Annotated in this window: 20 protein-coding genes and 1 pseudogene; 16 read left to right on the top strand and 5 right to left on the bottom strand. The window is 61.1% G+C overall.

From position 1 onward, the window contains the following. Window positions 1-60: 60 nt before the first annotated feature. From AC0IYN_RS18655 to aceK, 3 genes are all read right to left on the bottom strand, one after another. Complete coding sequence (locus tag AC0IYN_RS18655) at window positions 61-1182, bottom strand: beta-ketoacyl-ACP synthase III (protein WP_457267717.1); 1122 nt, start codon at window positions 1180-1182, stop codon at window positions 61-63. A 307-nt stretch (window positions 1183-1489) separates the two neighbouring features. After that, entirely contained in the window at window positions 1490-5401 is a 3912-nt protein-coding gene (gene hrpA, locus AC0IYN_RS18650; protein ID WP_471842425.1) for an ATP-dependent RNA helicase HrpA, read from the bottom strand. A gap of 71 nt (window positions 5402-5472) precedes the next feature. Next, window positions 5473-7188, bottom strand: a complete 1716-nt coding sequence (gene aceK / locus AC0IYN_RS18645) for a bifunctional isocitrate dehydrogenase kinase/phosphatase (protein ID WP_457240112.1) — start codon at window positions 7186-7188, stop codon at window positions 5473-5475. 390 nt (window positions 7189-7578) lie between these two features. On the opposite strand from aceK, the gene AC0IYN_RS18640 reads away from it, so the two are divergent. Then, a complete protein-coding gene (locus AC0IYN_RS18640; protein ID WP_406597994.1) occupies window positions 7579-9204 on the top strand; it encodes a methyl-accepting chemotaxis protein in 1626 nt (541 codons plus the stop codon). Between the two features lie 52 nt (window positions 9205-9256). After that, window positions 9257-10144: a DMT family transporter gene (locus AC0IYN_RS18635; RefSeq protein ID WP_406597993.1), complete on the top strand. Its 888-nt coding sequence runs from the start codon at window positions 9257-9259 to the stop codon at window positions 10142-10144. 77 nt (window positions 10145-10221) lie between these two features. On the opposite strand, the gene AC0IYN_RS18630 is transcribed toward AC0IYN_RS18635, so the two are convergent. After that, complete coding sequence (locus AC0IYN_RS18630; RefSeq protein WP_471842424.1) at window positions 10222-11082, bottom strand: DMT family transporter; 861 nt, start codon at window positions 11080-11082, stop codon at window positions 10222-10224. Window positions 11083-11490: 408 nt separating this feature from the next. Here AC0IYN_RS18630 and AC0IYN_RS18625 point away from each other — a divergent pair, with 408 nt between their 5' ends. Continuing rightward, window positions 11491-12282: a CPBP family intramembrane glutamic endopeptidase gene (locus tag AC0IYN_RS18625; RefSeq protein WP_406597991.1), complete on the top strand. Its 792-nt coding sequence runs from the start codon at window positions 11491-11493 to the stop codon at window positions 12280-12282. Window positions 12283-12355: 73 nt separating this feature from the next. Next, entirely contained in the window at window positions 12356-13921 is a 1566-nt protein-coding gene (locus tag AC0IYN_RS18620) for a methyl-accepting chemotaxis protein (protein ID WP_058427327.1), read from the top strand. A gap of 75 nt (window positions 13922-13996) precedes the next feature. Here the strand turns inward: AC0IYN_RS18620 and AC0IYN_RS18615 are convergent, their stop codons facing one another. Next, window positions 13997-14689 carry an alpha/beta family hydrolase gene (locus AC0IYN_RS18615; RefSeq protein ID WP_471842423.1) on the bottom strand — a complete coding sequence of 231 codons (693 nt, stop codon included), beginning with the start codon at window positions 14687-14689 and terminating at the stop codon, window positions 13997-13999. A gap of 79 nt (window positions 14690-14768) precedes the next feature. Here AC0IYN_RS18615 and ccoN (AC0IYN_RS18610) point away from each other — a divergent pair, with 79 nt between their 5' ends. From ccoN (AC0IYN_RS18610) to AC0IYN_RS18555, 12 genes and pseudogenes are all read left to right on the top strand, one after another. Further along, window positions 14769-16193, top strand: coding sequence for a cytochrome-c oxidase, cbb3-type subunit I (gene ccoN / locus AC0IYN_RS18610; RefSeq protein WP_099493583.1), 1425 nt, complete (start codon window positions 14769-14771; stop codon window positions 16191-16193). A gap of 10 nt (window positions 16194-16203) precedes the next feature. Next, a complete protein-coding gene (gene ccoO / locus AC0IYN_RS18605; RefSeq protein ID WP_017735321.1) occupies window positions 16204-16812 on the top strand; it encodes a cytochrome-c oxidase, cbb3-type subunit II in 609 nt (202 codons plus the stop codon). Between the two features lie 3 nt (window positions 16813-16815). Next, complete coding sequence (locus tag AC0IYN_RS18600) at window positions 16816-17016, top strand: cbb3-type cytochrome oxidase subunit 3 (protein ID WP_010208563.1); 201 nt, start codon at window positions 16816-16818, stop codon at window positions 17014-17016. Then, window positions 17013-17960, top strand: coding sequence for a cytochrome-c oxidase, cbb3-type subunit III (ccoP, locus tag AC0IYN_RS18595; RefSeq protein WP_406597989.1), 948 nt, complete (start codon window positions 17013-17015; stop codon window positions 17958-17960). The genes AC0IYN_RS18600 and ccoP (AC0IYN_RS18595) overlap by 4 nt, the downstream gene beginning before the upstream one ends. A gap of 351 nt (window positions 17961-18311) precedes the next feature. After that, window positions 18312-19754 (top strand): cytochrome-c oxidase, cbb3-type subunit I, encoded by a 1443-nt coding sequence (gene ccoN / locus AC0IYN_RS18590; RefSeq protein ID WP_028617468.1) that lies wholly within the window; start codon window positions 18312-18314, stop codon window positions 19752-19754. Next, entirely contained in the window at window positions 19754-20362 is a 609-nt protein-coding gene (ccoO, locus tag AC0IYN_RS18585) for a cytochrome-c oxidase, cbb3-type subunit II (protein WP_025854274.1), read from the top strand. Before ccoN (AC0IYN_RS18590) ends, ccoO (AC0IYN_RS18585) begins: the two co-directional genes overlap by 1 nt. A gap of 5 nt (window positions 20363-20367) precedes the next feature. Then, complete coding sequence (locus AC0IYN_RS18580; RefSeq protein ID WP_016775513.1) at window positions 20368-20553, top strand: CcoQ/FixQ family Cbb3-type cytochrome c oxidase assembly chaperone; 186 nt, start codon at window positions 20368-20370, stop codon at window positions 20551-20553. Continuing rightward, the gene (gene ccoP / locus AC0IYN_RS18575; protein ID WP_406597988.1) at window positions 20550-21512 is read left to right on the top strand and encodes a cytochrome-c oxidase, cbb3-type subunit III; all 963 of its coding nucleotides are present in this window, start codon (window positions 20550-20552) and stop codon (window positions 21510-21512) included. The genes AC0IYN_RS18580 and ccoP (AC0IYN_RS18575) overlap by 4 nt, the downstream gene beginning before the upstream one ends. 220 nt (window positions 21513-21732) lie before the next feature. Beyond that, window positions 21733-21855: pseudogene (locus tag AC0IYN_RS18570) on the top strand (VapC toxin family PIN domain ribonuclease); the annotation flags it as partial. A 111-nt stretch (window positions 21856-21966) separates the two neighbouring features. Further along, window positions 21967-22377 (top strand): hypothetical protein, encoded by a 411-nt coding sequence (locus AC0IYN_RS18565; RefSeq protein WP_406597987.1) that lies wholly within the window; start codon window positions 21967-21969, stop codon window positions 22375-22377. Between the two features lie 368 nt (window positions 22378-22745). Continuing rightward, window positions 22746-24161 (top strand): cytochrome c oxidase accessory protein CcoG, encoded by a 1416-nt coding sequence (ccoG, locus tag AC0IYN_RS18560; protein ID WP_406597986.1) that lies wholly within the window; start codon window positions 22746-22748, stop codon window positions 24159-24161. Window positions 24162-24177: 16 nt separating this feature from the next. Beyond that, window positions 24178-24717 (top strand): FixH family protein, encoded by a 540-nt coding sequence (locus tag AC0IYN_RS18555; RefSeq protein WP_078049713.1) that lies wholly within the window; start codon window positions 24178-24180, stop codon window positions 24715-24717. The last annotated feature ends 16 nt before the right edge of the window (window positions 24718-24733 follow it).

Genomic DNA, 24733 nt, shown 5'->3' with positions numbered 1-24733 from the left:
TCATTTACACCGCAGGGATATCATCGCCGGCAAGCCGGCTCCTACAAGGAACGAGGTAGATCAGCGTTTGCGCAGGATCACGCTGCCGATCGAGTAGCCCGCGCCAAACGAACTCAGTACCGCCACGGAGCCTTTGGGCAAGTCGTCCTGGTAGGTGTGGAACGCAATCACCGAACCCGCCGAGCTGGTATTGGCGTAGGTGTCGAGGATCACCGGCGCTTCTTCCACCGACGCTTCGCGGCCCAGCAGTTTCTTCACGATCAGGTGGTTCATGCTCAGGTTGGCCTGGTGCAGCCAGAAGCGCTTCACATCGGCCACGTTCAACTGGTTCTCTTCCAGGTGCACGCCGATCAGCTCGGCCACCATCGGGCATACGTCGCGGAACACTTTGCGGCCTTCCTGTACGAACAGTTTGTCCGGCGCGCCGATGCCCTCTTCCGCAGTGCGGTTGAGAAAGCCAAAGTTGTTGCGGATGTTATTGGAGAACTTGGTCAGCAACTTGGTGCTCACCACGTCGAATTGGTGCTCGGAGGTCGCCAGGTCGGCGCGCTCGAGGACCACAGCGGTGGCCGCATCACCAAAGATGAAGTGGCTGTCGCGGTCGCGGAAGTTCAGGTGACCGGTGCAGACTTCCGGGTTGACCATCAAAATCGCACGCGCCTGGCCCAGCTGGATGCTGTTGGCGGCGTTCTGGATGCCGAAGGTGGCCGACGAGCACGCCACGTTCATGTCAAAACCGAACCCTTCGATGCCCAGGGCTTCCTGGACCTCAATGGCGATGGCCGGGTAGGCGCGCTGCAAGTTGGAGCAGGCGACGATCACACCGTCAATGTCGGCGGCGGTCTTGCCAGCGCGTTGCAAGGCTTGTTCGGCGGCGCCGACGGCCATCTGGCAGAGCACCGACCACTCGTCGTTGCTGCGCTCGGGCAGGCGCGGGGCCATGCGCTGCGGGTCGAGAATGCCGTCTTTGTCCATCACGAAGCGGCTCTTGATGCCCGAGGCTTTTTCGATGAAGGCTGCGCTGGATTCGGTCAGCGCCTGCACGTCACCGCGCTCGATGGCGGCGGCGTTATCGGTGTTGAACTGTTGCACGTAAGCATTGAAAGACTGCACCAGCTCTTCGTTGGAGATGCTGTTGGCCGGGGTGTACAGGCCAGTGCCGCTGATGACGACGTTATGCACGGTCGTTCCTCTAAATCTGTCAGGCAGAAGATATTGGTACCGTCGTACCAAACTATAAGTAGTCCGATTCCGCACCGCGGACACCAAACTGGCATCGCTTTATTCCATCGCGTCGCAGCCCTTCACGACGATCCCGGCATTTATAACCGCGAAGTTTGCCACAAACCCCGATATTTGGCGCTATCTGCTCAACAAACACGGCCCACCTGTAGGAGCCGGCTTGCCGGCGATGGCTATTTCTCAAGCAATGCCGGGCTCCGCCATGACTCCGCTATCGCCGGCAAGCCGGCTCCTACAGGGGAATGGGTCAGGCTTCGACCAGGGTCCATTGCTTGCTCAAGCGCTTGTCGGAAATCGGCACTTTAGTGCCCAGTTGCTGGGCAAACAACGACACCCGGTATTCCTCCAACCACCAGCGGTAAAGTTCCAACTGGGGGTCGCGCTTGCCTTCCTGGGCATGTTTTTTCAGGCGATTCTCGTACTGCGTCCACAAGCCTGCCATCTCGCCGCTCCACACCCGATCTTTTTGCACCTGGCTAGGCAGTTTCTCCAGGCGCAACTCGATGGCCTTGAGGTAACGCGGCAACTCCTTGAACCACTGCGACGGAGTTTCGCGCACAAACCCTGGGTACACCAGGTTGCTCAACTGCTGCTTGATGTCGTTCAAGGCCACGGCCTGGGCCAGGTCGATCTTGCCTTTGAAGCGTTTTTGCAGACCGTGCCAGAGTTTCAGCACCTCCAGGGTCAAGCGCGCCAGGCGCTCGGCGTGCTCGGTCCAACTGCCGCGCTTGCGCTCGGCCAAGGCGGCCAAACCCGCGCCATCACGCGGCAGGTTGGCTTCACCTTCGAGCACGCAGGTGTCGAGGCTGGCCAGCAGGATGTCTTCCACCAGCGCATCGATGCGCCCCAGTTCGCGGTACATCAGGCCCAATTCGGTCAGGCCCGGCAACTTGCCGCGCAGGAATTTCGCCGGTTCTGCCAATTGCTGCATCAACAGGCGCTGCAGCGCGCGGCGATGCTGGAATTCCGCCTCGGCGGCGGTGGAGAAGCGCCCTTCCTTGACCGTGCCGTTGTCTTCCACCAGCGCTGGATACACCGTCATCGACAGCCCGGCGATCTTCTGCTGGGTCTTCTCCGCTACCGCCGCAAACACCTTGGCTTCCACCGGCTGCTGGCTTTTCGCCGTCTGCGGCACCGCCAACGCGGCCTGGCTGGCCTCGGCAAACCGCGCCGTCAGTTCGGCCAGGTCGCGGCCTTCGCCGAGGAACTTGCCCTGGCCGTCGACGACTTCCAGGTTCATCTTCAGGTGGCTTTCGACCTGCTGTGCGGCTTCGGCCCAGGCTTCATCGCTGACCCGTGCCCCGGTCATGCGCAGCAATTCGCGGCCCAGCGCCTGGGGCAACGAGCCCTGGCCGAATTCGATACGTTGCAGCGCGGCTTTGACGAAGTCCGGCACCGGCACAAAATTCTTGCGCAGCGCCTTGGGCAGGTTGCGCACCAGGGCGATGCACTTGGCTTCGATCACCCCCGGCACCAGCCACTCCAGGCGCTCCGGCGGCAAGGCCGGCAGCAAGGGAGCCGGCACGCGCAGTGTCACGCCGTCACGTGGGTGGTTGGGTTCAAAGTGATAACTCAAGGCCAGTTCCAGGTCGCCCAGGTGCAGGGTGTCCGGGTAATGCGCGGCGGTGACTTCACTGGCTTCGCGGGCCAGCACGTCTTCCTCGCGCATGATCAGCAGTTGCGGGTCTTTCTGGCTGTTGACCTTGTACCAGCTGTCGAAGGTCGCAGTCTGGTGGATCTCCGCCGGCAAGCGCGCATCGTAGAAGGCGAACAGGGTTTCCTCATCGGCCAGGATGTCGCGACGGCGCGCCTTGGCTTCCAGTTCGTCGAGCTGCTCCAGCAACTGCTGGTTGGCCGTGAGGCACTTGGCCCGCGACTGGATCTCGCCACGCACCAGGCCTTCGCGGATAAACAGCTCGCGCGACACCACCGGGTCGATCGGCCCGTAATGCACCGGCCGGCGTCCGACCACAATCAGCCCGAACAGGGTGATCTGTTCAAAGGCCACGACCTGGCCGCGCTTCTTCTCCCAGTGGGGCTCGAAGTGGTTTTTCTTGATCAGGTGCCCGGCCAGCGGTTCGATCCAATCGGCGTCGATCTTGGCGACCATGCGCGCGTAGAGCTTGGTGGTTTCCACCAGTTCGGCGGTCATCAACCATTGCGGGCGCTTCTTGCCGATGCCCGAGGACGGGTGGATCCAGAACCGCCGCTGGCGTGCACCGAGGTAATCGCCGTCTTCGGTCTTCTGGCCGATCTGGCTGAGCAGGCCGGACAACACCGCCTTGTGCAGTTTTGGGAAGTCCGCCGGCTCTTTGTTGACCGTCAACTGCATGTCGCGGCAGATCAGGCTCAACTGGCGATGGGAATCACGCCACTCGCGCAGGCGCAGGTAGTTGAGGAAGTTCTTGCGGCACCAGTTGCGCAATGGGCTGGCGGTCAGTTCCTGGCGCTGCTCTTCGAAACCGCGCCACAGATTGACCAGGCCGGCGAAATCCGAATCCGGGTCTTTCCACTGCGCGTGGGCTTGGTCAGCAGCCTGCTGACGTTCCGGCGGACGCTCGCGCGGGTCCTGGATCGACATAGCGCTGGCAACGATCAGCACTTCCTGCAGGCTGCCGAGCTTGGCGGCTTCGAGCAACATGCGACCCATGCGCGGGTCCACCGGCAGGCGCGCCAGCTGGCGGCCCAACGGCGTGAGCTGGCTGTTGCGGTCCACCGCCGAAAGCTCTTGCAGCAGGTTGAAACCGTCGCTGATGGCCTTGCCATCCGGCGGCTCGATAAACGGGAAATCGGTGATCTCGCCAAGGCGCAGGTGCAGCATCTGCAGGATCACGGCCGCAAGGTTGGTGCGCAGGATCTCGGGGTCGGTAAATTCCGGACGGCCAATAAAATCCTCTTCGCTGTACAAGCGAATGCAGATGCCCGGCTCAACCCGGCCACAGCGGCCCTTACGCTGGTTGGCGCTGGCCTGGGAGATCGCCTCGATCGGCAGGCGCTGCACCTTGGCGCGGTAGCTGTAGCGGCTGATGCGCGCGGTGCCGCTGTCGATCACATAACGAATGCCCGGCACGGTCAGCGAGGTTTCCGCGACGTTGGTCGCCAGCACCACGCGCCGGCCCGGGTGGGACTGGAAAATGCGCTGCTGTTCGGCCGGCGACAGGCGCGCGTACAGCGGCAGGATTTCGGTGTGCTTGAGCTGGGCCTTGCGCAGCATGTCGGCGGCATCGCGAATCTCGCGCTCGCCCGGCAAGAACACCAGTACATCGCCAGGGCTGCGGCGCTCGCTGCGCTCGTAGGCGCCGATTTCGTCGAGAGCGGCAAGGATCGCCTGGTCGACCGTCAAGTCGTCCTCGACGCGGTTGCCCTCTTCGTCCTGCTCCAGGGTCAGCGGGCGGTACCAGGTGTCCACCGGGAAGGTGCGGCCCGAGACCTCGACAATCGGCGCATCGTCGAAGTGCTTGGAGAAGCGCTCCAGGTCGATGGTCGCCGACGTGATGATGACTTTCAGGTCCGGGCGACGCGGCAGCAGGGTTTTCAGGTAGCCCAGCAGGAAGTCGATGTTCAGGCTGCGTTCGTGGGCTTCGTCGACGATGATCGTGTCGTAGCGTTCCAAGTAGCGATCGTTCTGGGTTTCCGCCAGCAGGATGCCGTCGGTCATCAGTTTGATCAGCGTATTGGAATCGCTTTGGTCTTCGAACCGCACCTGATAGCCGACCAGCGCGCCCAACGGCGTCGCCAGCTCTTCGGCAACCCGGCTGGCCACGCTGCGCGCGGCAATCCGACGCGGCTGAGTGTGGCCGATCAGACCGAACTGGCCACGACCGATTTCCAGGCAGATCTTCGGCAACTGGGTGGTTTTACCCGAACCCGTCTCACCGGCGATGATCAGCACCTGGTGCTTGTTCAGCGCGGCTTTGATTTCATCGCGCTTGGCCGCAATCGGCAGGCTGTCGTCGTAGCGGATCAACGGCAGGCTGGCACGCCGCGCCGTGACCTGGGCACAGGATGCCTGCATGCGCGCCACCCACTGCGCCAGCTTTTCCTCGTCGGGCTTCTTGCGCAACTCAAGCAGCTGTCGCCGCAAGCGGTGGCGGTCGGCGAGCATGGCGTGATCGAGGGTTTTGAGCAGTTGGTCGATAGTGGGCGCTTGGTCAGTCATCAGGTACGCAAGGGTCGTCTATATATGCAGGGGGCGGATTGTCGCAGAAAACCGCCCATAAGCGTGCCCCCTCATTCGTTATCGCGGTCCTTGCGCCGGTACGGGAACACATCAATGACCTTGCCGGCGCGAATCGCGTCTTGCAGCCCCTTCCAGTAGTCGGCGTTGTACAACTCGCCATGCAGTTCATCGAACAGCTTGCGCTGGCCGGCGTCGGCGAACAGGAACGGCGGGAATTCCTCGGGGAAAACATCCAGCGGGCCGATGGAGTACCAGGGCTCGGAGGCCATTTCGTCCTCCGGGGTACGCGGTGCCGGGATATGGCGGAAGTTGGCCTCGGTGAGAAAGCAGATTTCGTCATAGTCGTAGAACACCACGCGGCCATGGCGGGTGACGCCGAAGTTCTTCAGCAACATGTCGCCGGGGAAGATATTGGCCGCCGCCAGTTGCTTGATTGCCAGGCCGTAGTCTTCCAGGGCTTCGCGGACCTGGGCGGGGTTCGCGTTGTCGAGGTAGAGGTTGAGCGGGGTCATGCGCCGTTCGGTCCAGCAGTGGCGGATCAGCACTGTGTCGCCTTCTACCTCGACGGTGCCGGCGGCCACTTCCAGCAGTTCAGCCAGGCACTCCGGTTCAAACTTGCTCAGGGGGAAACGGAAGTCGGCGAACTCCTGGGTGTCGGCCATGCGCCCGACCCGGTCGACGCTTTTGACCAGGCGGTACTTCTCGATCACCGTGGCGCGGTTGACGTTTTTCGACGGTGAAAACCGGTCCTTGATGATCTTGAACACCGTGTTGAAGCCCGGCAGGGTGAACACACTCATCACCATGCCGCGCACGCCAGGGGCCATGATGAACTGATCGTCGGTGGTCGCCAGGTGGTTGATCAGGGCACGGTAGAACTCTGACTTGCCGTGCTTGTAGAAACCGATGGAGGTGTACAACTCGGCGATGTGCTTGCCCGGCAGGATACGCTTCAGAAAGCCGATGAATTCCGCCGGCACCGGTACATCGACCATGAAGTAGGAACGGGTGAACGAGAAGATGATCGACACGTCGGCTTCGTCGGTGATCAGCGCATCGATCTGGATGCCCTGCCCTTCGCGGTGCAGCAGCGGGATGACCAGCGGCCATTGTTCGTCGCGGGTGTAGATGCGTCCTACGAGGTACGCGCCTTTATTACGGTAGAGCACCGAAGAAAACAGCTCGACCTTGAGGTCCGGGTCCTTGCACACCCAGTCCGGCAGGTTTTCGCGCAGTTGGGTTTCGAGACGGCGTAGGTCGGCAGCCAAGTCGGCGTAGGGTTCGCTGAAACGGTAGTCGGCAAAGACCTGCACGAGCATGTCCGGGATTTTCCCGGCGGGTGTGTAGGTGCGCGTCTGCGCGGCCCGTGCGCGGCGCAGGCTGGGCCGGGTGGTGTGGATAAACATGCAGCCGTCGCTGATCAGGTCGTGGCTGAACAGCCCGCAGAAGATCGAGTTGTACCAGGTCTCGGAGAGTTCATCGTCGAAGCGCAGGTCGATCAGGCCGATGTAGGCGCTTTTCACCACGGGCCACAGGTCGATATCAAGCAGTGTGGCGCCTTCGAAATGCTCACGCAGGCGCGCGGTCACCTCACTGACCTTTTCTTCGTAGAGGTTGATGCGTGCCGCCGACGCCCCCTGCCCCTGCTGCCACTGGGCCTTTTCGAAACGCTCGCGGGCGCCATCGGTGATCTGGCGAAAATGCTCACGGTAATCGTCGAAGCCATCGAGGATCATCTGGGCGATAGCGAGGGCGGACTGCGACATGCGGGAAACCTCTACGGGTATCTGGAAGCCCTGAGCTTAGCCAGTGTACGCAGGCAGGAGAAGGCTCATTTTTTGCGCCGCCTTATACAACTTCGTTCATTTCGTACATTTGTTTTCAATTTATTTAATTCGACCATACGGTCAATAAAAGCACCGTGAAGTCCTACGCTGTTTTATCTGCACCCCTGTAAGGGCGGGGCCTGGCCGCATTAACAAACGAATCCGGGCATCACGCTGGTGCTGACGACATACGCCGGGCTTTGGATCCAACTAAGGGAAACCCTGATTACCACCTTGATGGCACTTTGATATATAGCGCGCCCTCTCCCAGCCTAACAAGGTCAAAAGACCGATCCGGGAACAGGTTCTAATCGCCCAAGGAGCATTGAGATGTCATTGAGGAATATGAGGATCGGTCTGCGTGCCAGTCTGAGTTTTGGGGTTTTGGCCAGCTTGCTGGTGATTGTCGGACTGTTTGGCCTGGGCCAGATGGCCAAGCTGCGACAAAGCGCGCTGGTCATCGAAGAATCGTGGATGCCGAGCATCGAGAACATCCACGACAGCGCCGCCTACGTGGCCAGTATCCGCCTGGAAGCGTTGCGCCTGGCCACCACGGACGAATCGCGGATTCGCGACAACAGCAAAGCCCTGATCACCCGCCAGCGCGCCGAGCTGCAAACCCTGCTGGACCATCACAAAACCCTGCTCAGCAGCGATGCGGAGGGCGATCTGCTCAAGCAGCTCGAAGGTAATGTGAACACTTACCTGACCCTCGTCGGGCAGATCGTGGCCTTGGTGGACAAGGATCAACAACAAGACGCCATCGACCTGCTCAACAGTCGCGTCGCACCGCAGGGTGTAATCCTCAATAAGAGCCTGGAGGACATGATTGTCTTTAACCAGAACGGCGTGGAAACCGCCGTGGACTCCGCCGCGCAGACTTACGCCAGTGCCCAGTGGATCGTCGGCCTGATTATCGTGTTTGCACTGATCGCCACCTTGCTGCTGGCCTGGCTGCTGACCCGCAGCATCACCGCCCCGCTCGGCCAGGCGCTGACGGTGGCGCGCACCATTGCCGGCGGCGACTTGAGCCAGCCGATCGCCGTCGGCGGCAAGGACGAACCGGCGCAATTGCTCACCGCCCTGGCCGCTATGCAGACGCAGTTGCAGGGCACCATCCGTGGCATCAGCGAATCAGCGCAACAGCTGGCGTCGGCCGCCGAAGAGATGAGCTCGGTCATGGAACAAAGCACCCGCGGCTTGCAGGCGCAAAACGATGAGATCGAACAGGCCGCCACTGCCGTGACCGAAATGAGCGCGGCCGTGGACGAAGTGGCAGGCAATGCGGTGTCCAGCGCCGAGGCGTCCCAGGCTTCGGACGAGGACAGCAAGCACGGCCACTACCAGATCAGCGAAACCATCAGCTCGATCCAGAACCTGGTGGACGAAGTGCTCGGCGCCTCCAACAAGGCTGAAGGCCTGGCGGTGCAGGCCCAGGACATCAGCAAGGTGCTGGAAGTGATCCGTGGCATCGCTGGGCAGACCAACCTGCTGGCGCTCAACGCCGCCATCGAAGCAGCGCGCGCGGGTGAGGCCGGGCGTGGTTTCGCGGTGGTGGCCGATGAAGTGCGCTCCCTGGCGCAACGCACCCAGGACTCCACTGAAGAAATCGAGCAGATGATCACCGGTATCCAGCGCGGTACCCAAGACACCGTCGAAGCCCTGAACAGCAGCGCCGAGCACGCCGGCCAGACCTTGCAACGGGCCAACAGCGCCGGCAGCGCGCTGGAGAAAATCACCGCCGCGATCTCGCAGATCAGTCAGCGCAACCTGGTGATCGCCAGCGCCGCCGAGCAACAGGCGCTGGTGGCACGGGATGTGGACCGCAGCCTGGTGAACATCCGCGACCTGTCCACCCAGACCGCCGCTGGCGCTACCCAGACCTCGGCCGCCAGCCAGGAACTGTCACGCCTGGCGGTGGACCTGAATGGGCTGGTGACGCGGTTTGTCCTGTAATCAGTGAAAGCGGCGTGCAACACTCGCCGCCTGATTGCTATGGGAGTGTTCCGTGAGACCTGTCGACACCTTGTACTTATTGGGGCTCGCCGCCATTTGGGGCGCGAGTTTCCTGTTCATGCGCATCATCGCGCCGGAGATCGGCACGGTCCCGACGGCGTTTTTCCGCGTGTCGATTGCCGCCGCCGGGTTGCTGGTGATTTTGGCGATGATGCGGGTGAGCTGGGATTTCCAGGGCAAGTTCAAGACGGTGTTGCTGCTGGGGGTGATCAACTCCGGAATCCCGGCGACCATGTATTCGGTGGCCGCCCAAGTGCTGCCGGCGGGTTACTCGGCGATCTTCAACGCCACCACGCCGTTGATGGGCGTGCTGATTGGCGGTCTGTTTTTCAGTGAGCGCCTGACGCCGTCGAAAGTCGCCGGGGTATGCCTGGGCCTGCTGGGGGTGGGCGTGCTCACCCGCGCGGGGCCGGTGGCGTTTGACCTGGAATTGCTGATGGGCGCGCTGGCCTGTTTGCTGGCGACCACCTGTTATGGCTTTGCCGGGTTCCTGGCGCGGCGCTGGTTGGATCAGCGTGGAGGCTTGGACAGTCGCCTATCGGCGCTGGGCAGCATGCTCGGCGCGACGTTGTTCCTGTTGCCGTTCTTCGCCTACAGCGCGATCAGCCAGCCGCCCGCTAGTTGGGGTGGGTGGCAGGTGTGGTTGTCGCTGCTGGGGTTGGGGCTGGTGTGCACGGCGTTTGCCTACATCCTGTACTTCCGGTTGCTGACGTCCATTGGGCCGGTGAAGTCGATGACCGTGACCTTCATGATTCCGCCGTTTGGCGTGCTGTGGGGCGCTTTGCTGCTGGATGAGCCGTTGTCGATGGCGCATGTGTATGGCGGGGTGTTGATCGCAGGGGCGTTGTGGTTGGTGTTGCGACCGAAAAAAATCCTGTAGGAGATCGACTTGCCGGCGGTGGCGTTCTTATGGGCGCTATCGCCGGCAAGCCGGGCTCCTACAGGGGGGTGGTGGTATTAGATTTTGCGGAAGACGAACACCAAGCCGATGATGATCAACCCCATCCCCAGCAGGCTCAGCATCGCGAGCTTATTGCCAAAGATCAGGTAGTCCATTACCGCCGTCACCGCCGGCACCAGGTAAAACAGACTGGTGACATTCACCAGGTTGCCCCGGGCGATCAGGCGGTACAGCAACAGCGTGGCCAGCAACGACACCACCAGCCCCATCCACAGCACCGGCAGGTAAAAGCTGCTGCTGTGTTCAAAGTGGAACGGCTGGAAGGGCACAAAGACCGCACACAGCAGCAGGCCCGCGAGGTACTGCAACGGCAGCGTGCCCAAAGGATTGTCGGTGATGCGCTTCTGCATGATCGAGCCAAAGGTCATGCTCGCCAGGGCCAGCAGGCCGAACAGCATGCCCGCCAGGGACATTCCGGACATACCGATACCCTGGTAGACCACCATGATCAGCCCCGCCAACCCAAGGCCCAGGCCGAACAGGCGACTGAACGAGCGCTGGCGTTCCATCAGCACCACGGTGAGGATCGGCTGTACGCCCATGATGGTTGCCATTACGCCAGGGGTGACTTTGAGGTCCAGGGCCAGCAAGTAAAAAATCTGATAGGCCCCCAACAACACCAAACCCGTGGCGGCTGCGTACAGCATCGGCTTGCCGGGACGCGGCAGTTTCAGCTTGAGGATCGGTACCAGCACCACCAGGCCCACCAGCGCGATGGCAAAGCGCAACAACAGAAAGGCGAAGGGTGACGCGTGGGCCAGGCCCCATTTGGAGAAGATCGCCCCGCTGCTCCACAGCAGGACAAACAGGCTCGTCGAGGCCGCCGCGGCCACGGATTGTTTCGAAAGAACAGACATGGTTACCACCTGTTATCAGGCAAAAAGCCAATTCAGCTGACGCTGAAACTCAGTAGGTCTTTTTCAGGCGGGCAGACGGGAACAGCGATTCGCTGATCAGCCCGAAACGCCAACACCCGGCGGTGATGCGACTGCATGCACCGGCGTGCTACTGACAGGTGGGGGGTAGTGACTGATCTGCGCAGGCTGCTTGTCCGCGCACGGCACGACCACAGCGTTGACCGCTGAATCGACTACCGCTATGCGCTGGAGAGCTGGCATGGGCTGATCTTGTGTGAAGGGATGAAGAGGCTCGGACTATAACCATCCGCTGACACGTTTTGCAATCACCCTGGATGGAGGAGTTTTCATGCAGGCCCTGCAGGACGGGTCGCTATAATGCCGCCGAGTTTTTTCCAAGGATTTCCAATGATCGCATTGCCCTGGCTGTACCTGGTGCTTCTCTCCATTGGCTACCTGCTGGCCCTGATCTACGGGCAACTGGGAGCGCTGGCGGTGGTGTCCGTCGCCCTGCTGTTGCTCGCCGGGTACGCCGTACGCCAGCAACGCACGCCCTGGGCGCGTTACGTCGGGCACGGTTTGTTCATGGTGCTGGCCCTGGGCCTGGCGATGCATTGGCTGCCGGGTTTCTACAATGGGCGCGGCATTGCCCCGCAGCGTTTCACCGAAGATGCCGTGCCTTTCTCGATGTACCTGAACCAGGACAAGCCGCTGATTGGCTTCTGGTTGTTGCTGGCCTGCCCGTGGATCGTGGCGCGGCGCAGCCTGCGCCTGGCGATCTGCGTGGCCGCCCTGGCCCTGACCCTCACCGCCATCGCCGCCCTGGGCGGTGCAGCCTTGCTGGGCATGATCACCTGGGCGCCGAAATGGCCAGAACAGGCCTGGCTGTGGGTGCTCAATAACCTGTTGCTGGTGACGCTGGTCGAAGAAGCCCTGTTCCGTGGTTATGTCCAGGGCGGCTTGAGCCAGCGCTTCAAACACCTGCCTTACGGCGACAACCTTGCGTTGCTGCTGGCCTCGCTGCTGTTCGGCCTGGTGCATATCAGCGCGGGCTGGCACTGGGTGCTGCTGGCGAGCATCGCCGGGGTGGGGTATGGCTTGGCGTATCGCTTTGGTGGCTTGGGTGCGGCAGTGGCCACGCACTTTGGTTTGAATCTGCTTCACTTCGGGTTGTTTACCTACCCGATGCTCGCCGGTTGATTGTTGCAAAAATAAGTTAAATAAACGGCCGTTCGTGCCGATACCCCTTGAAAGCCTTGCGGATTGAACAATCATGCGTAATAACCAACCCGTTACCCAGCGCGAACGTACCTTCCCCGCTCAGCAACGGTTGATCTCCACCACAGATGCCAAAGGCGTGATCACCTACTGCAACGACGCCTTCGTCGAGATCAGTGGGTTCTCCCGTGACGAACTGGTGCGTGCGCCGCACAACCTGGTGCGTCACCCGGATGTTCCGGCGGCGGTGTTCGCGCACATGTGGTCAACGCTCAAACAAGGCTTGCCATGGATGGGCATTGTCAAGAACCGCTGCAAGACCGGCGACCACTACTGGGTTAACGCCTACGTGACGCCGGTCTTCGAAGGCAACCAGGTGGTCGGCTACGAATCGGTGCGCATCAAGCCCACCGCCGAGCAGATTCGCCGGGCCGAAGCACTCTATCAGCGCATCAACCAGGGCAAGTCGGCGATCCCGCAGCGGGACAAGTGGCTGCCGGTGTTGCAGGACTGGCTGCCATTTATCCTGGTGAGCCAGCTGAGCTTCATGATCGGCGCATCGCTCAATTCCCACTGGGGCTTTGCCCTGGCGGCGGGGCTGTCGGTGCCATTGGGCCTGCTGGGCCTGAGCTGGCAGCAGCGCGGCCTCAAGCGCCTGCTGCGCCTGGCGGAGCAGACCACGTCCGACCCGCTGATCGCACAGATGTACACCGACAGCCGTGGCGCCCAGGCGCGTTTGGAGATGTCGATCCTCAGCCAGGAAGCACGCCTGAAGACGTGCCTAACGCGCTTGCAGGACACTGCCGAACACCTCAACGACCAGGCGGCGCAGTCCAACACCCTGGCGCATAACAGCTCCAGTGGCCTGGAACGCCAGCGCGTGGAAACCGAACAGGTGGCCACGGCGGTTAACCAGATGGCGGCCACTACCCAGGAAGTCGCCAGCCACGTGCAACGCACCGCCGATGCCACCCAGGAAGCCAACCGCCTGACCGGTCGCGGCCGCGATATCGCCGGGGAAACCCGCGAGGCGATCCAGCGCCTGTCGGTGGCCGTCGGCGAGACCGGCGTGACCGTCACCCAACTGGCCAAGGACAGCGATGAAATCGGCGGTGTGGTCGATGTGATCAAAGGCATTGCCGACCAGACGAACCTGTTGGCGCTCAACGCCGCCATCGAAGCGGCGCGTGCCGGTGAGATGGGCCGTGGTTTTGCGGTCGTCGCTGACGAAGTCCGTCAACTGGCGCAGCGCACTGCCGAATCGACCGGGCAGATCCATGCCCTGATCGCCAAGCTGCAACAGACTGCCGCCGCCGCCGTGCAAACCATGGACGCCGGGCACCGCCAGGCCGAAGAAGGCGTGGCGCGGGTGATGGAGGCGGACCAGGCGTTGGTGGGCATCAGTGAGGCGGTGGCACATATCACCGACATGACCACGCAGATCGCCGCTGCCACTGAAGAGCAAAGCTCGGTGGCCGAAGAGATCAGCCGCAACATCAGCACCATTGCGCTGTTGGCGGACCAGACGTCAGAGCAGGCGTTGAATTCGGCGCAACTGAGTGAAGAGCTGACGCATACGGCGAATACCCAGTACTCGCTGGTTGAACGCTTTAACCGGTAAACCGCTATCGCCGGCAAGCCGGCTCCTACAGGTTAAGCAATCCCCTGTAGGAGCCGGCTTGCCGGCGATAGAGCCCTAACAGGCGCCAATAAACCTGGCGACGTTCACCGCCGCAGCCTCCAAATGCTGCTCATGGCTGAACCCCGACGCCTTCAACGGCTTCAAGTCATGATCCCCCGCCACTAGCCACATCACCTCGATGCTCGGCGACAAGTCATACCCCTCCACCGCCGCCCGATTGCCCAAGGCATCCCGCTCGCCCTGCACAATCAACGTCGGCGTCTTCAACCCAGCCAGGTGCTCGACCCGTGGCTTTTCCGGTTTGCCCACCGCATAGAACGGATACCCCAGGCACACCAGCCCACCGGCACCCAACTCATCCGCCAGCAAACTGGCCATGCGCCCGCCCATGGACTTGCCGCCAATCGCCAGTTTCCCAGCGACATGACGTCGCACCTCGGCGTACACCTCGCGCCAGGCTTCCAGCAGTTTGGGCGCCGGGTTCGGCGGGCGTTTACCGCCGTCCAGCCGGCGCTGGGCCATGTACGGAAACTCGAAGCGCAACACGTTCACGCCGTGCCCGGCAAGGCGTGCAGCCATGTCGTTCATAAAGGATGAGTCCATCGGTGCGCCGGCGCCGTGGGCCAGGATCAGCGTCGCCGGCGCGCCCTTCGCAGCCGTCGACGCGACATCCCACAACCAGCCCCGCTCCCGCACACACTGCGCCCATTGATCCCCGTCAATACTGGCCTTGTGCTCTTTGCCCATGCTTGCCTCGCTTTTTAGTCTGCCTATAACTCCAGCCCAAGTGCCGCATCTGCTTGGGTTGAACCGTGGATGGGGAACCATGAACACTACTTTAAGTACCGCCTATAACTACAAGGTGGTCCGCCAATTCGCCATTATGACGGTGGTGTGGGGCATCGTCGGCATGGGGCTCGGGGTTTTTCTCGCGGCCCAATTGGTCTGGCCTGCACTCAACTTCGATTTGCCGTGGACCAGCTTCGGTCGCCTGCGCCCGTTGCACACCAACGCGGTGATCTTCGCCTTCGGTGGCTGCGCCTTGTTCGCCAGCTCCTTCTACTCGGTACAACGCACCTGCCAAACCCAGCTGTTCGCGCCGAAGATCGCCGCGTTCTGCTTCTGGGGCTGGCAGTTGGTCATTCTCTTGGCCGCCATCTCCTTGCCGCTGGGCTACACCAGCTCCAAGGAATACGCCGAGCTGGAATGGCCGATCGACATCCTGATCACCATCGTCTGGGTGGCCTATGCCATCGTGTTCTTCGGCACGGTGATGAAGCGCAACACCAAGCACATCTACGTCGGCAACTGGTTCTTCGGTGCGTTCATCATCACCGTGGCCATCCTGCATATTGTCAACAACCTGGAAATCCCGGTCAGCCTGACCAAGTCCTACTCCCTCTACGGCGGTGCGACGGATGCCATGGTGCAGTGGTGGTATGGCCACAACGCGGTAGGCTTTTTCCTCACCGCCGGCTTCCTGGGGATGATGTACTACTTCGTGCCCAAGCAGGCCGAACGTCCGGTGTATTCGTATCGCTTGTCCATCGTGCACTTCTGGGCGCTGATCACCCTGTACATCTGGGCCGGCCCGCACCACCTGCACTACACCGCGCTGCCGGACTGGGCACAATCGCTGGGCATGGTGATGTCGCTGGTGCTGCTGGCACCGAGCTGGGGCGGCATGATCAACGGCATGATGACCCTGTCGGGCGCCTGGCATAAGTTACGCAGCGACCCGATCCTGCGCTTCCTGGTGGTGTCGCTGGCGTTCTACGGCATGTCGACGTTCGAAGGCCCGATGATGGCGATCAAGACCGTCAACGCCCTCTCCCACTACACCGACTGGACCATCGGCCACGTACATGCCGGCGCCCTCGGTTGGGTAGCGATGATCTCCATCGGCGCGCTGTACCACATGATCCCGAAAATCTTTGGTCGCGAGCAGATGTACAGCCTCGGCCTGATCAACGCGCATTTCTGGCTGGCCACCATCGGCACCGTGCTCTACATCGCCTCGATGTGGGTCAACGGCATCGCCCAAGGCCTGATGTGGCGTGCGGTCAACGAAGACGGCACCTTGACCTACTCCTTCGTCGAAACCCTGGTGGCCAGCCACCCAGGCTTCATCGTGCGGCTGGTGGGCGGCGCCATCTTCCTCAGCGGCATGTTCCTGATGGCTTACAACACTTGGCGCACCGTGCGTTCGGCGCAACCTGCCGAAGTCACCGCTGCCGCGCAGATGGCCTGAGGAGTCGATGATGAAACACGAAACGATTGAAAAGAACGTCGGCCTGCTGATGCTGCTCATGGTGCTCGCCGTGAGCATCGGCGGCCTGACCCAGATCGTCCCGCTGTTCTTCCAGGACGTGACCAACAAGCCGGTGGAAGGCATGAAGCCCTACACCGCGCTGCAACTGGAAGGCCGTGACATCTACATCCGCGAAGGCTGCGTACAGTGCCACTCGCAGATGATCCGCCCGTTCCGCGCCGAAACCGAGCGCTACGGCCACTACTCGGTCGCCGGCGAGAGCGTGTGGGACCACCCGTTCCTGTGGGGCTCCAAGCGTACCGGCCCGGACCTGGCGCGCGTTGGCGCGCGCTACTCGGACGACTGGCACCGCGCGCACTTGTACAACCCGCGCAATGTGGTGCCCGAGTCGAAAATGCCGGCCTACCCATGGCTGGTCACCGCCGCGGTCGACAGCAGCCACACCGAGACCAAGTTGAAAGTGATGCGCACCCTCGGCGTGCCGTACACCGACGACGATATCAGTGGCGCTGTGGCCAGCCTCAAGGGCAAGACCGAGATGGACGCCCTGGTGTCGTACCTGCAAGTGCTCGGCACTGCCATCAAGAGCAAGAGGTGAGCCATGGGATTTGAATTCGATGCGGGCACCATCCGCGGCCTCGGCACGCTGGTGGTCGCCATCGCCTTTATCGGCCTGTCGCTGTGGGTGTTCAACAACCGGCGCAATGCGGAATTCGAGCAGGCCCGCCTGCTGCCCTTCGCCGATGAACCTTCTCCATCCGACGCTCAAGAAGAGCCTGCAATAAGGAGCACTCGGCCATGACCCTATTCTGGAGTACATGGATCTGCGTACTGACCCTCGGCAGCCTGATCGGCCTGACCTGGCTGTTGATCGGCACCCGCAAGGGCGAGACCAAGGGCAGTGTCGACCAGACCATGGGCCACGCCTTTGACGGTATCGAGGAATATGACAACCCGCTGCCCCAGTGGTGGTTCATGCTGTTCGCCGGCACCCTGGTGTTTGCGGTCGGCTATTTGATCCTCTACCCGGGCCTGGGCAACTGGAAAGGCGTGTTGCCGGGCTATGAAGACGGCTGGACCCAGACCAAGGAATGGGACAAGGAAATGGCCAAGGCCGACGCCAAGTTCGGGCCGATCTTCGCCAAATTCTCGGCCATGCCCGTGGAAGAAGTGGCCAAAGATCCGCAAGCGCTGAAAATGGGCGGTCGCCTGTTTGCCTCCAACTGCGCGGTGTGCCACGGCTCGGATGCCAAGGGCGCGTTTGGCTTCCCCAACCTGGCGGACAACATCTGGCGCTGGGGCGGTTCGGCCGAAGCGATCAAGACCACCATCCTCAACGGCCGCCACGCGGCAATGCCGGCCTGGGGTGACATGCTCGGCGATGAAGGGGTGAAAAACGTCGCGGCCTATGTGCGTCACGACGTGGCCAAGCTGCCCTTGCCGGCCAACAGCAGCGCAGACCTGGCAGCAGGTCAGGCGGCGTTCAGCACGACCTGTGTCGCCTGCCACGGGCCGGAAGGCCACGGCATGGAAGCCATGGGCGCGCCCGACCTGACCAAACCGGCCGGCTATATCTACGGCACCAGCCTTGCGCAGTTGCAGCAGACTATCCGCCATGGCCGCCAGGGCCAGATGCCCGCGCAGGAAGTGCTGCAGGGCAATGACAAGGTGCACTTGTTGGCAGCCTATGTTTACAGCTTGTCCCACACCGCTGATGGTGCAACGCCAGAAAGCCAGCCTGAGTAACCTCTGAGCTGCTGCCCCACTCTGGGGCGGCAGCTCAACCTAGCTGCGCGACCAAGTGTCGCACCCTTCCAAAGCACACCTTTCCCCCCCTCACTTTCGGGTCTACGCTTGTTCCCACAGCGGACCAATCCTGGCGTACGCAACGACATTCGTTGCGACCCCAAAATTTTCCTGTCCACTCGATCAGCTTTCGATTTCTGATTTTGTCCCTACGCAAAACATGGAAAGGGCGCAGAATCTGGCGTGGAACGCATTGATACAGGTCAGCCATTGCGTTGCAATGGCCCCTCGCTTTCTACATACTTGCGGCCGATTTTACCTATAAAAAAACCTAAACCGTGGAACCTTAGAATGAGCACAGCAATCAGTCCGACTGCTTATAACTATAAGGTAGTCCGCCAGTTCGCCATCATGACGGTGGTCTGGGGGATCCTTGGCATGGGGCTCGGGGTGTTCATCGCCTCGCAACTGGTTTGGCCGGAGTTGAATTTCGGTTTGCCATGGACGACCTTTGGCCGCCTGCGCCCGCTGCACACCAACCTGGTGATCTTCGCCTTCGGTGGATGTGCATTGTTTGCCACCTCCTACTATGTCGTGCAGCGAACCTGCCAGACGCGACTGATCTCCGACAGCCTCGCGGCCTTCACCTTCTGGGGTTGGCAAGCGGTCATCGTGAGCGCCATTGTCACCTTGCCGCTGGGGTACACCACCACCAAGGAATACGCCGAGCTGGAATGGCCGATCGCCATTTTGCTCGCCATCGTGTGGGTGACCTATGCCGTGGTGTTCTTCGGCACCATCGTCAAGCGCAAGACCAAGCACATCTACGTGGGCAACTGGTTCTACGGCGCGTTCATCCTGGTGACGGCGATGCTGCACATCGTCAACCATGCCTCGCTGCCGGTGAACCTGTTCAAGTCCTACTCGGCCTACGCCGGGGCAACGGACGCGATGATCCAGTGGTGGTACGGCCACAACGCGGTGGGTTTCTTCCTGACCACCGGTTTCCTGGGGATGATGTACTACTTCGTGCCGAAACAGGCCGAACGTCCTATTTACTCGTATCGCCTGTCCATCGTGCACTTCTGGGCGCTGATCACCCTGTACATCTGGGCCGGCCCGCACCACTTGCACTACACCGCATTGCCGGACTGGGCACAGTCCCTGGGCATGGCGATGTCGATCATCCTGCTGGCCCCGAGCTGGGGCGGCATGATCAACGGCATGATGACCCTGTCTGGCGCCTGGCATAAATTGCGCACCGACCCGATCCTGCGCTTCCTGGTCGTCTCCCTGGCGTTCTACGGCATGTCGACCTTCGAAGGGCCCATGATGGCGATCAAGACCGTCAACTCGCTGTCCCACTACACCGACTGGACCATCGGCCACGTACACGCTGGCGCCCTCGGCTGGGTAGCGATGATCTCCATCGGCGCGATCTACCACATGATCCCCCGACTGTTTGGCCGCGTGCAGATGCACAGTGTCGCGCTGATCAACACGCACTTCTGGTTGGCCACTATCGGTACCGTGCTCTACATCGCCTCGATGTGGGTCAACGGCATCACCCAGGGCCTGATGTGGCGTGCGATCAACGATGACGGCACCCTCACCTACTCCTTCGTCGAAGCGCTGCAAGCCAGCCACCCGGGCTACATCGTCCGCGCACTGGGCGGTGCGTTCTTTGCCGCCGGCATGCTGTTCATGGCCTACAACGTCTGGCGCACCGTACGTGCCTCCGACCCTGCAGAAGCCGAAGCCGCCGCCAAGATCGCCGTTGTGGGAGCCCACTGATGAAGCATGAAGTAGTCGAGAAGAATATCGGCCTGCTGGCCTTCTTCATGGTCATCGCCGTGAGTATCGGCGGCCTGACCCAGATCGTTCCGCTGTTTTTCCAGGACGTCACCAACAAGCCGGTCGAAGGCATGAAGCCGCGCACCGCGCTTGAACTGGAAGGCCGCGATGTCTACATCGCCAACGGTTGTGTCGGCTGCCACTCGCAGATGATCCGCCCGTTCCGTGCCGAAACCGAACGCTACGGCCACTACTCCGTCGCCGGTGAAAGCGTGTGGGACCACCCGTTCCTGTGGGGCTCCAAGCGTACCGGCCCAGACCTGGCCCGTGTCGGCGGACGTTACTCCGATGACTGGCAGCGTGCGCACTTGTACAACCCGCGCAACGTCGTGCCTGAATCGAAAATGCCGGCGTACCCGTTCCTCGTGGAAAACAAGCTCGACGGCAAGGACACCGCGAAGAAAATGGAAGTCTTGCGCACCCTGGGCGTGCCCTACACCGACGAAGACATCGCCGGTGCAGCCGCAGCCGTGAAGGGCAAGACCGAAATGGACGCACTGGTGGCCTACCTGCAAGGCCTGGGCACCCTCATCAAAAGCAAACGGTGACCTTCATGGATATCGGGATGATTCGAGGCCTGGGCACCGTTGTGGTGATGGTGGCCTTTATCGGCCTGGCGTTGTGGGTGTTCAGCCCCAAGCGCAAGTCGGAGTTTGACGACGCAACCATGCTGCCCTTCGCGGATGATCCCGAAGCCATCAAGCACGTCGAGCAAGCTTCTAGGAGTAACAAAGAATGACTACGTTCTGGAGTCTGTACGTCACAGTCCTCAGTCTGGGTACCATCTTCGCCCTGACCTGGCTGCTGCTGTCGACCCGCAAGGGCCAGCGCACCGAGCAAACCGACGAGACCGTCGGCCACTCATTCGACGGCATCGAGGAGTACGACAACCCGCTGCCCAAGTGGTGGTTCATGCTGTTCGTCGGCACCATCATCTTCGCCCTCGGCTACCTGGCGCTGTACCCCGGCCTGGGCAACTGGAAGGGCCTGTTACCGGGCTACGCCTACCTCGACAACGACAAGCAAACCCCCTTCGCCAACGGCCAGACCGGCTGGACCGGCGTGCACGAATGGGAAAAGGAAATGGCCAAGTCGGACGCCAAGTTCGGTCCGATCTTCGCCAAATTCGCGTCGATGCCGATTGAAGAAGTGGCCAAGGACCCGCAAGCCCTGAAGATGGGGGGCCGCCTGTTCGCCTCCAACTGCTCGGTGTGCCACGGTTCCGACGCCAAGGGCGCGTATGGCTTCCCTAACTTGACCGACGCCGACTGGCGTTGGGGTGGCGAGCCGGCCACCATCAAGGAAACCATCATGAAGGGCCGCCATGCGGTGATGCCGGCCTGGTTGGATATCCTCAAGGAACAAGGCGTCAGCGATGTGGCCGCGTTCGTGGTCACCAACCTCGACGGCCGCAAGTTGCCCGAAGGCGTGAAAGCCGATGTGGCCAACGGCGAGAAACTCTTCGCCGCCAACTGCGTCGCCTGCCACGGCCCGGCCGGCAAAGGCACCCCCGCCATGGGCGCGCCCGACCTGACTCACCCGGGTGCATTCATCTACGGCTCCAGCTTCGCCCAACTGCAACAAACCATCCGTTGGGGCCGCCAGGGCCAGATGCCTGCGCAGGAGCAGCTGCAGGGGAATGACAAGGTGCACTTGCTGGCAGCGTATGTTTACAGCTTGTCCCAGAAGCAGGATTAAGCCTCAAGCTGCAAGCGACAAGACAAAAGCCCCGTGCAGCCAAACGCTGACGGGGCTTTTTTCGTTCAGTTTGCAGCGCAAAGCGAGGCGACGCTCTACCACTTGTAGCGTGCCGCTTGAAGCTTGCAACTACGACGTAGCAACGTAACGACATTCACTCCAATAAGCGGGAGGCGCCCATGACCATCACCCCGCTCTCCAGCCGCGAATTCAACCAAAGACCAATGAAAGTGATGCTCTGATCGCCGCTACTGCTCTGGTTCATGGCCTCACCGTTGTGACGCGCAACGTCAGTGACTTCAGCTCCAGTGGCGTTACATTGATAACACCATGGGACGTTTGATTTAATCTTTAAGCCCATATGTTCACGAGGAACCGAGGCGATGAAACGAACACTCACTCGTCACCCAATGCCCGTATCGGGAGTTGGATTTTTAACCAGTGAGATGACAACGTGACTATTTTCTCGATCCAGCCAACATCCAGCGCTTCGGCGTCCGCACCTACTGATAACTACGCCGCTTTAACCCATGATTTAATATCCAATCTGTACGTCGGCATGAGCGACTTCGACCTGGCGCAGATGCTGGATAACAACTTTCAAAGATTTGAGGACCCCGCAAACAGAGGGTTTATAACGGTCGATTTTCTGGGATCGATCACCATGGGCAAAGGCGGGAGTCAATTCAACGAGGCCGATCAAATACTCGCGCTTGAAATCCTCAAGCGTGATGGCTTTACCTCCGCTATCGATCTGGATAGCAATGGTGCACGAGACGGGAAATTCAACCGACAGGACATCGTTAGGTTCATGTACTCATCTGACCGGGGTTCCCAGGGTGGAACAGCCAGCACTCCCACTTGATCATCAGGTTGCCCCACCACCTGACACACAAATGAACCATTAAGGTATCCGTACCCACCTGTACGCATTTATCGGTACAACGCCGGAGGAGTGAACCATCGGCGTTTTTTTGTGCGACGACCTGACCTTGCGCCCAAGCGAGGATTCCGTTGGACGAATGACCGCCCACCGCGCAAAAACCGTCCATACTTCCCAAGTCAATTGATCCAGATCACGTACACCATCAATTGATTTTCCCCAACGCGACCAAAGGTCGCACCCCTTGCACCGCATCGGGGGCGTATCATTAGGCCACTGCAACACCCTTAATTTGACCCCGGTTGGCACGTACTGGCCGAGGCAAATCTCCACCGCCGTGGGATGCAATGATGAGCAACCAAATACCGGTACATGACGTTACCCCGCCTGCCAAAAACGCCAGCAGCACTGTCGACCTCTACGCCTCGCGAGAGAAGATCTACACCCGCGCCTTCACCGGCCTGTTCCGCAATTTGCGCATGCTCGGCGGTGCCGGACTGTTCCTGCTCTACTTCGGCACGGTATGGCTGAACTGGGGTGGCCACCAGGCCGTGTGGTGGAACCTGCCGGAGCGTAAGTTCTTTATTTTTGGCGCGACCTTCTGGCCCCAGGATTTCATCCTGCTCTCGGGCATTCTGATTGTTGCCGCGTTTGGCCTGTTCTTTATCACCGTGTACGCCGGTCGCGTGTGGTGCGGGTACACCTGCCCGCAAAGTGTGTGGACGTGGATCTTCATGTGGTGCGAAAAGGTCACCGAAGGCGACCGCAACCAACGCATCAAGCTCGATAAAGCGCCCATGGGCGCCAACAAGTTCCTGCGCAAATTCAGCAAGCACACCCTGTGGCTGCTGATCGGTTTTGTCACCGGCATGACCTTTGTCGGCTATTTCTCGCCGATCCGCGAACTGGTGTTCGAGTTTTTCACCGGCCAGGCCGATGGCTGGTCGTACTTCTGGGTGGGTTTCTTCACCCTCGCCACCTATGGCAATGCGGGCTGGCTGCGTGAACAGGTGTGCATCTACATGTGCCCGTACGCGCGCTTCCAGAGCGTGATGTTCGACAAGGACACCCTGATCGTCTCCTACGACCCCCGCCGTGGCGAGGTGCGTGGCCCGCGCAAAAAAGGCATCGACTACAAGGCCCAGGGCCTCGGCGATTGCATCGATTGCACGATGTGCGTGCAGGTGTGCCCCACCGGTATCGACATCCGCGACGGCCTGCAGATCGAGTGCATCGGCTGCGCCGCCTGTATCGACGCCTGCGACAACATCATGGACAAAATGGAGTACCCACGCGGCCTGATCAGCTACACCACCGAGCACAACCTGTCGGGGCAGAAAACCCACAAGCTGCGCCCGCGCCTGATCGGCTACGCCTTGGTGCTGCTGGCGATGATCGGCCTGCTGGTGGCGGCCTTCTTCATGCGCTCGCTGGTGGGTTTCGACGTGAGCAAGGACCGTGTGCTGTACCGCGAGAACGCCGAAGGCCGGATCGAAAACGTCTACAGCCTGAAGATCATGAACAAGGATCAGCGCGACCACACCTATGTGCTCGACGCTGCCGGCCTGCCCGACCTCAAGCTGCAAGGCCGCCGCGAAATCAAAGTGGCTGCCGGTGATATCGTCAGCATGCCGGTGGAGTTGTCGAGCGCGCCGGAACAACTGCCGTCGAGCACCAACGAGGTGAAATTCATCCTCACCGACGCCGATGACGCCAGCGTCCACATTGAAGCCAAGAGCCGATTCATCGGCCCGCAAGTTCGTTAATCAAGAGAACCGAACAATGTCCGTAGCCACTGCCGCAAGCCCTTGGTACAAGCACCTCTGGCCCTGGATCATCATCGGGATCCTGGCCTGCTCGGTGACCTTGACCCTGTCCATGGTGACTATCGCGGTGAACAACCCCGACAACCTGGTCAACGACAACTACTACGAGGCCGGCAAGGGCATCAACCGCTCCCTGGACCGCGAGTTGCTGGCCCAGACCCTGCAATTGCGCGCCAAGGTGCACCTGGATGAGCTGACCGGTGAAGTCGAAGTGAACCTCACCGGCAACAGCAACCCGGCCACCCTGGAATTGAACCTGATCTCCCCGACCCAGCCAGAGAAGGATCGCAAGATCAACCTGGCCCGCAGTGACAGCGAAACTGGCCGCTACATCGGCCAGGTCACCGACAAGGTCGAGGGCCGGCGCTTTGTCGAATTGCTCGGCGTGGAAGGCGATCGCACCTGGCGCATGTTCGAAGAAGAACTGGTCAGCCACGACAAGGACTTGCTGCTGGGTGATGAACCGTTGCAGGGTGCCGAAGACCTGAAAAAATAAACACCTGCGCTTCGCG

The organism is Pseudomonas sp. AC112, assembly GCF_979253545.1.
This window is presented reverse-complemented; position numbering and strand designations above follow the sequence as displayed.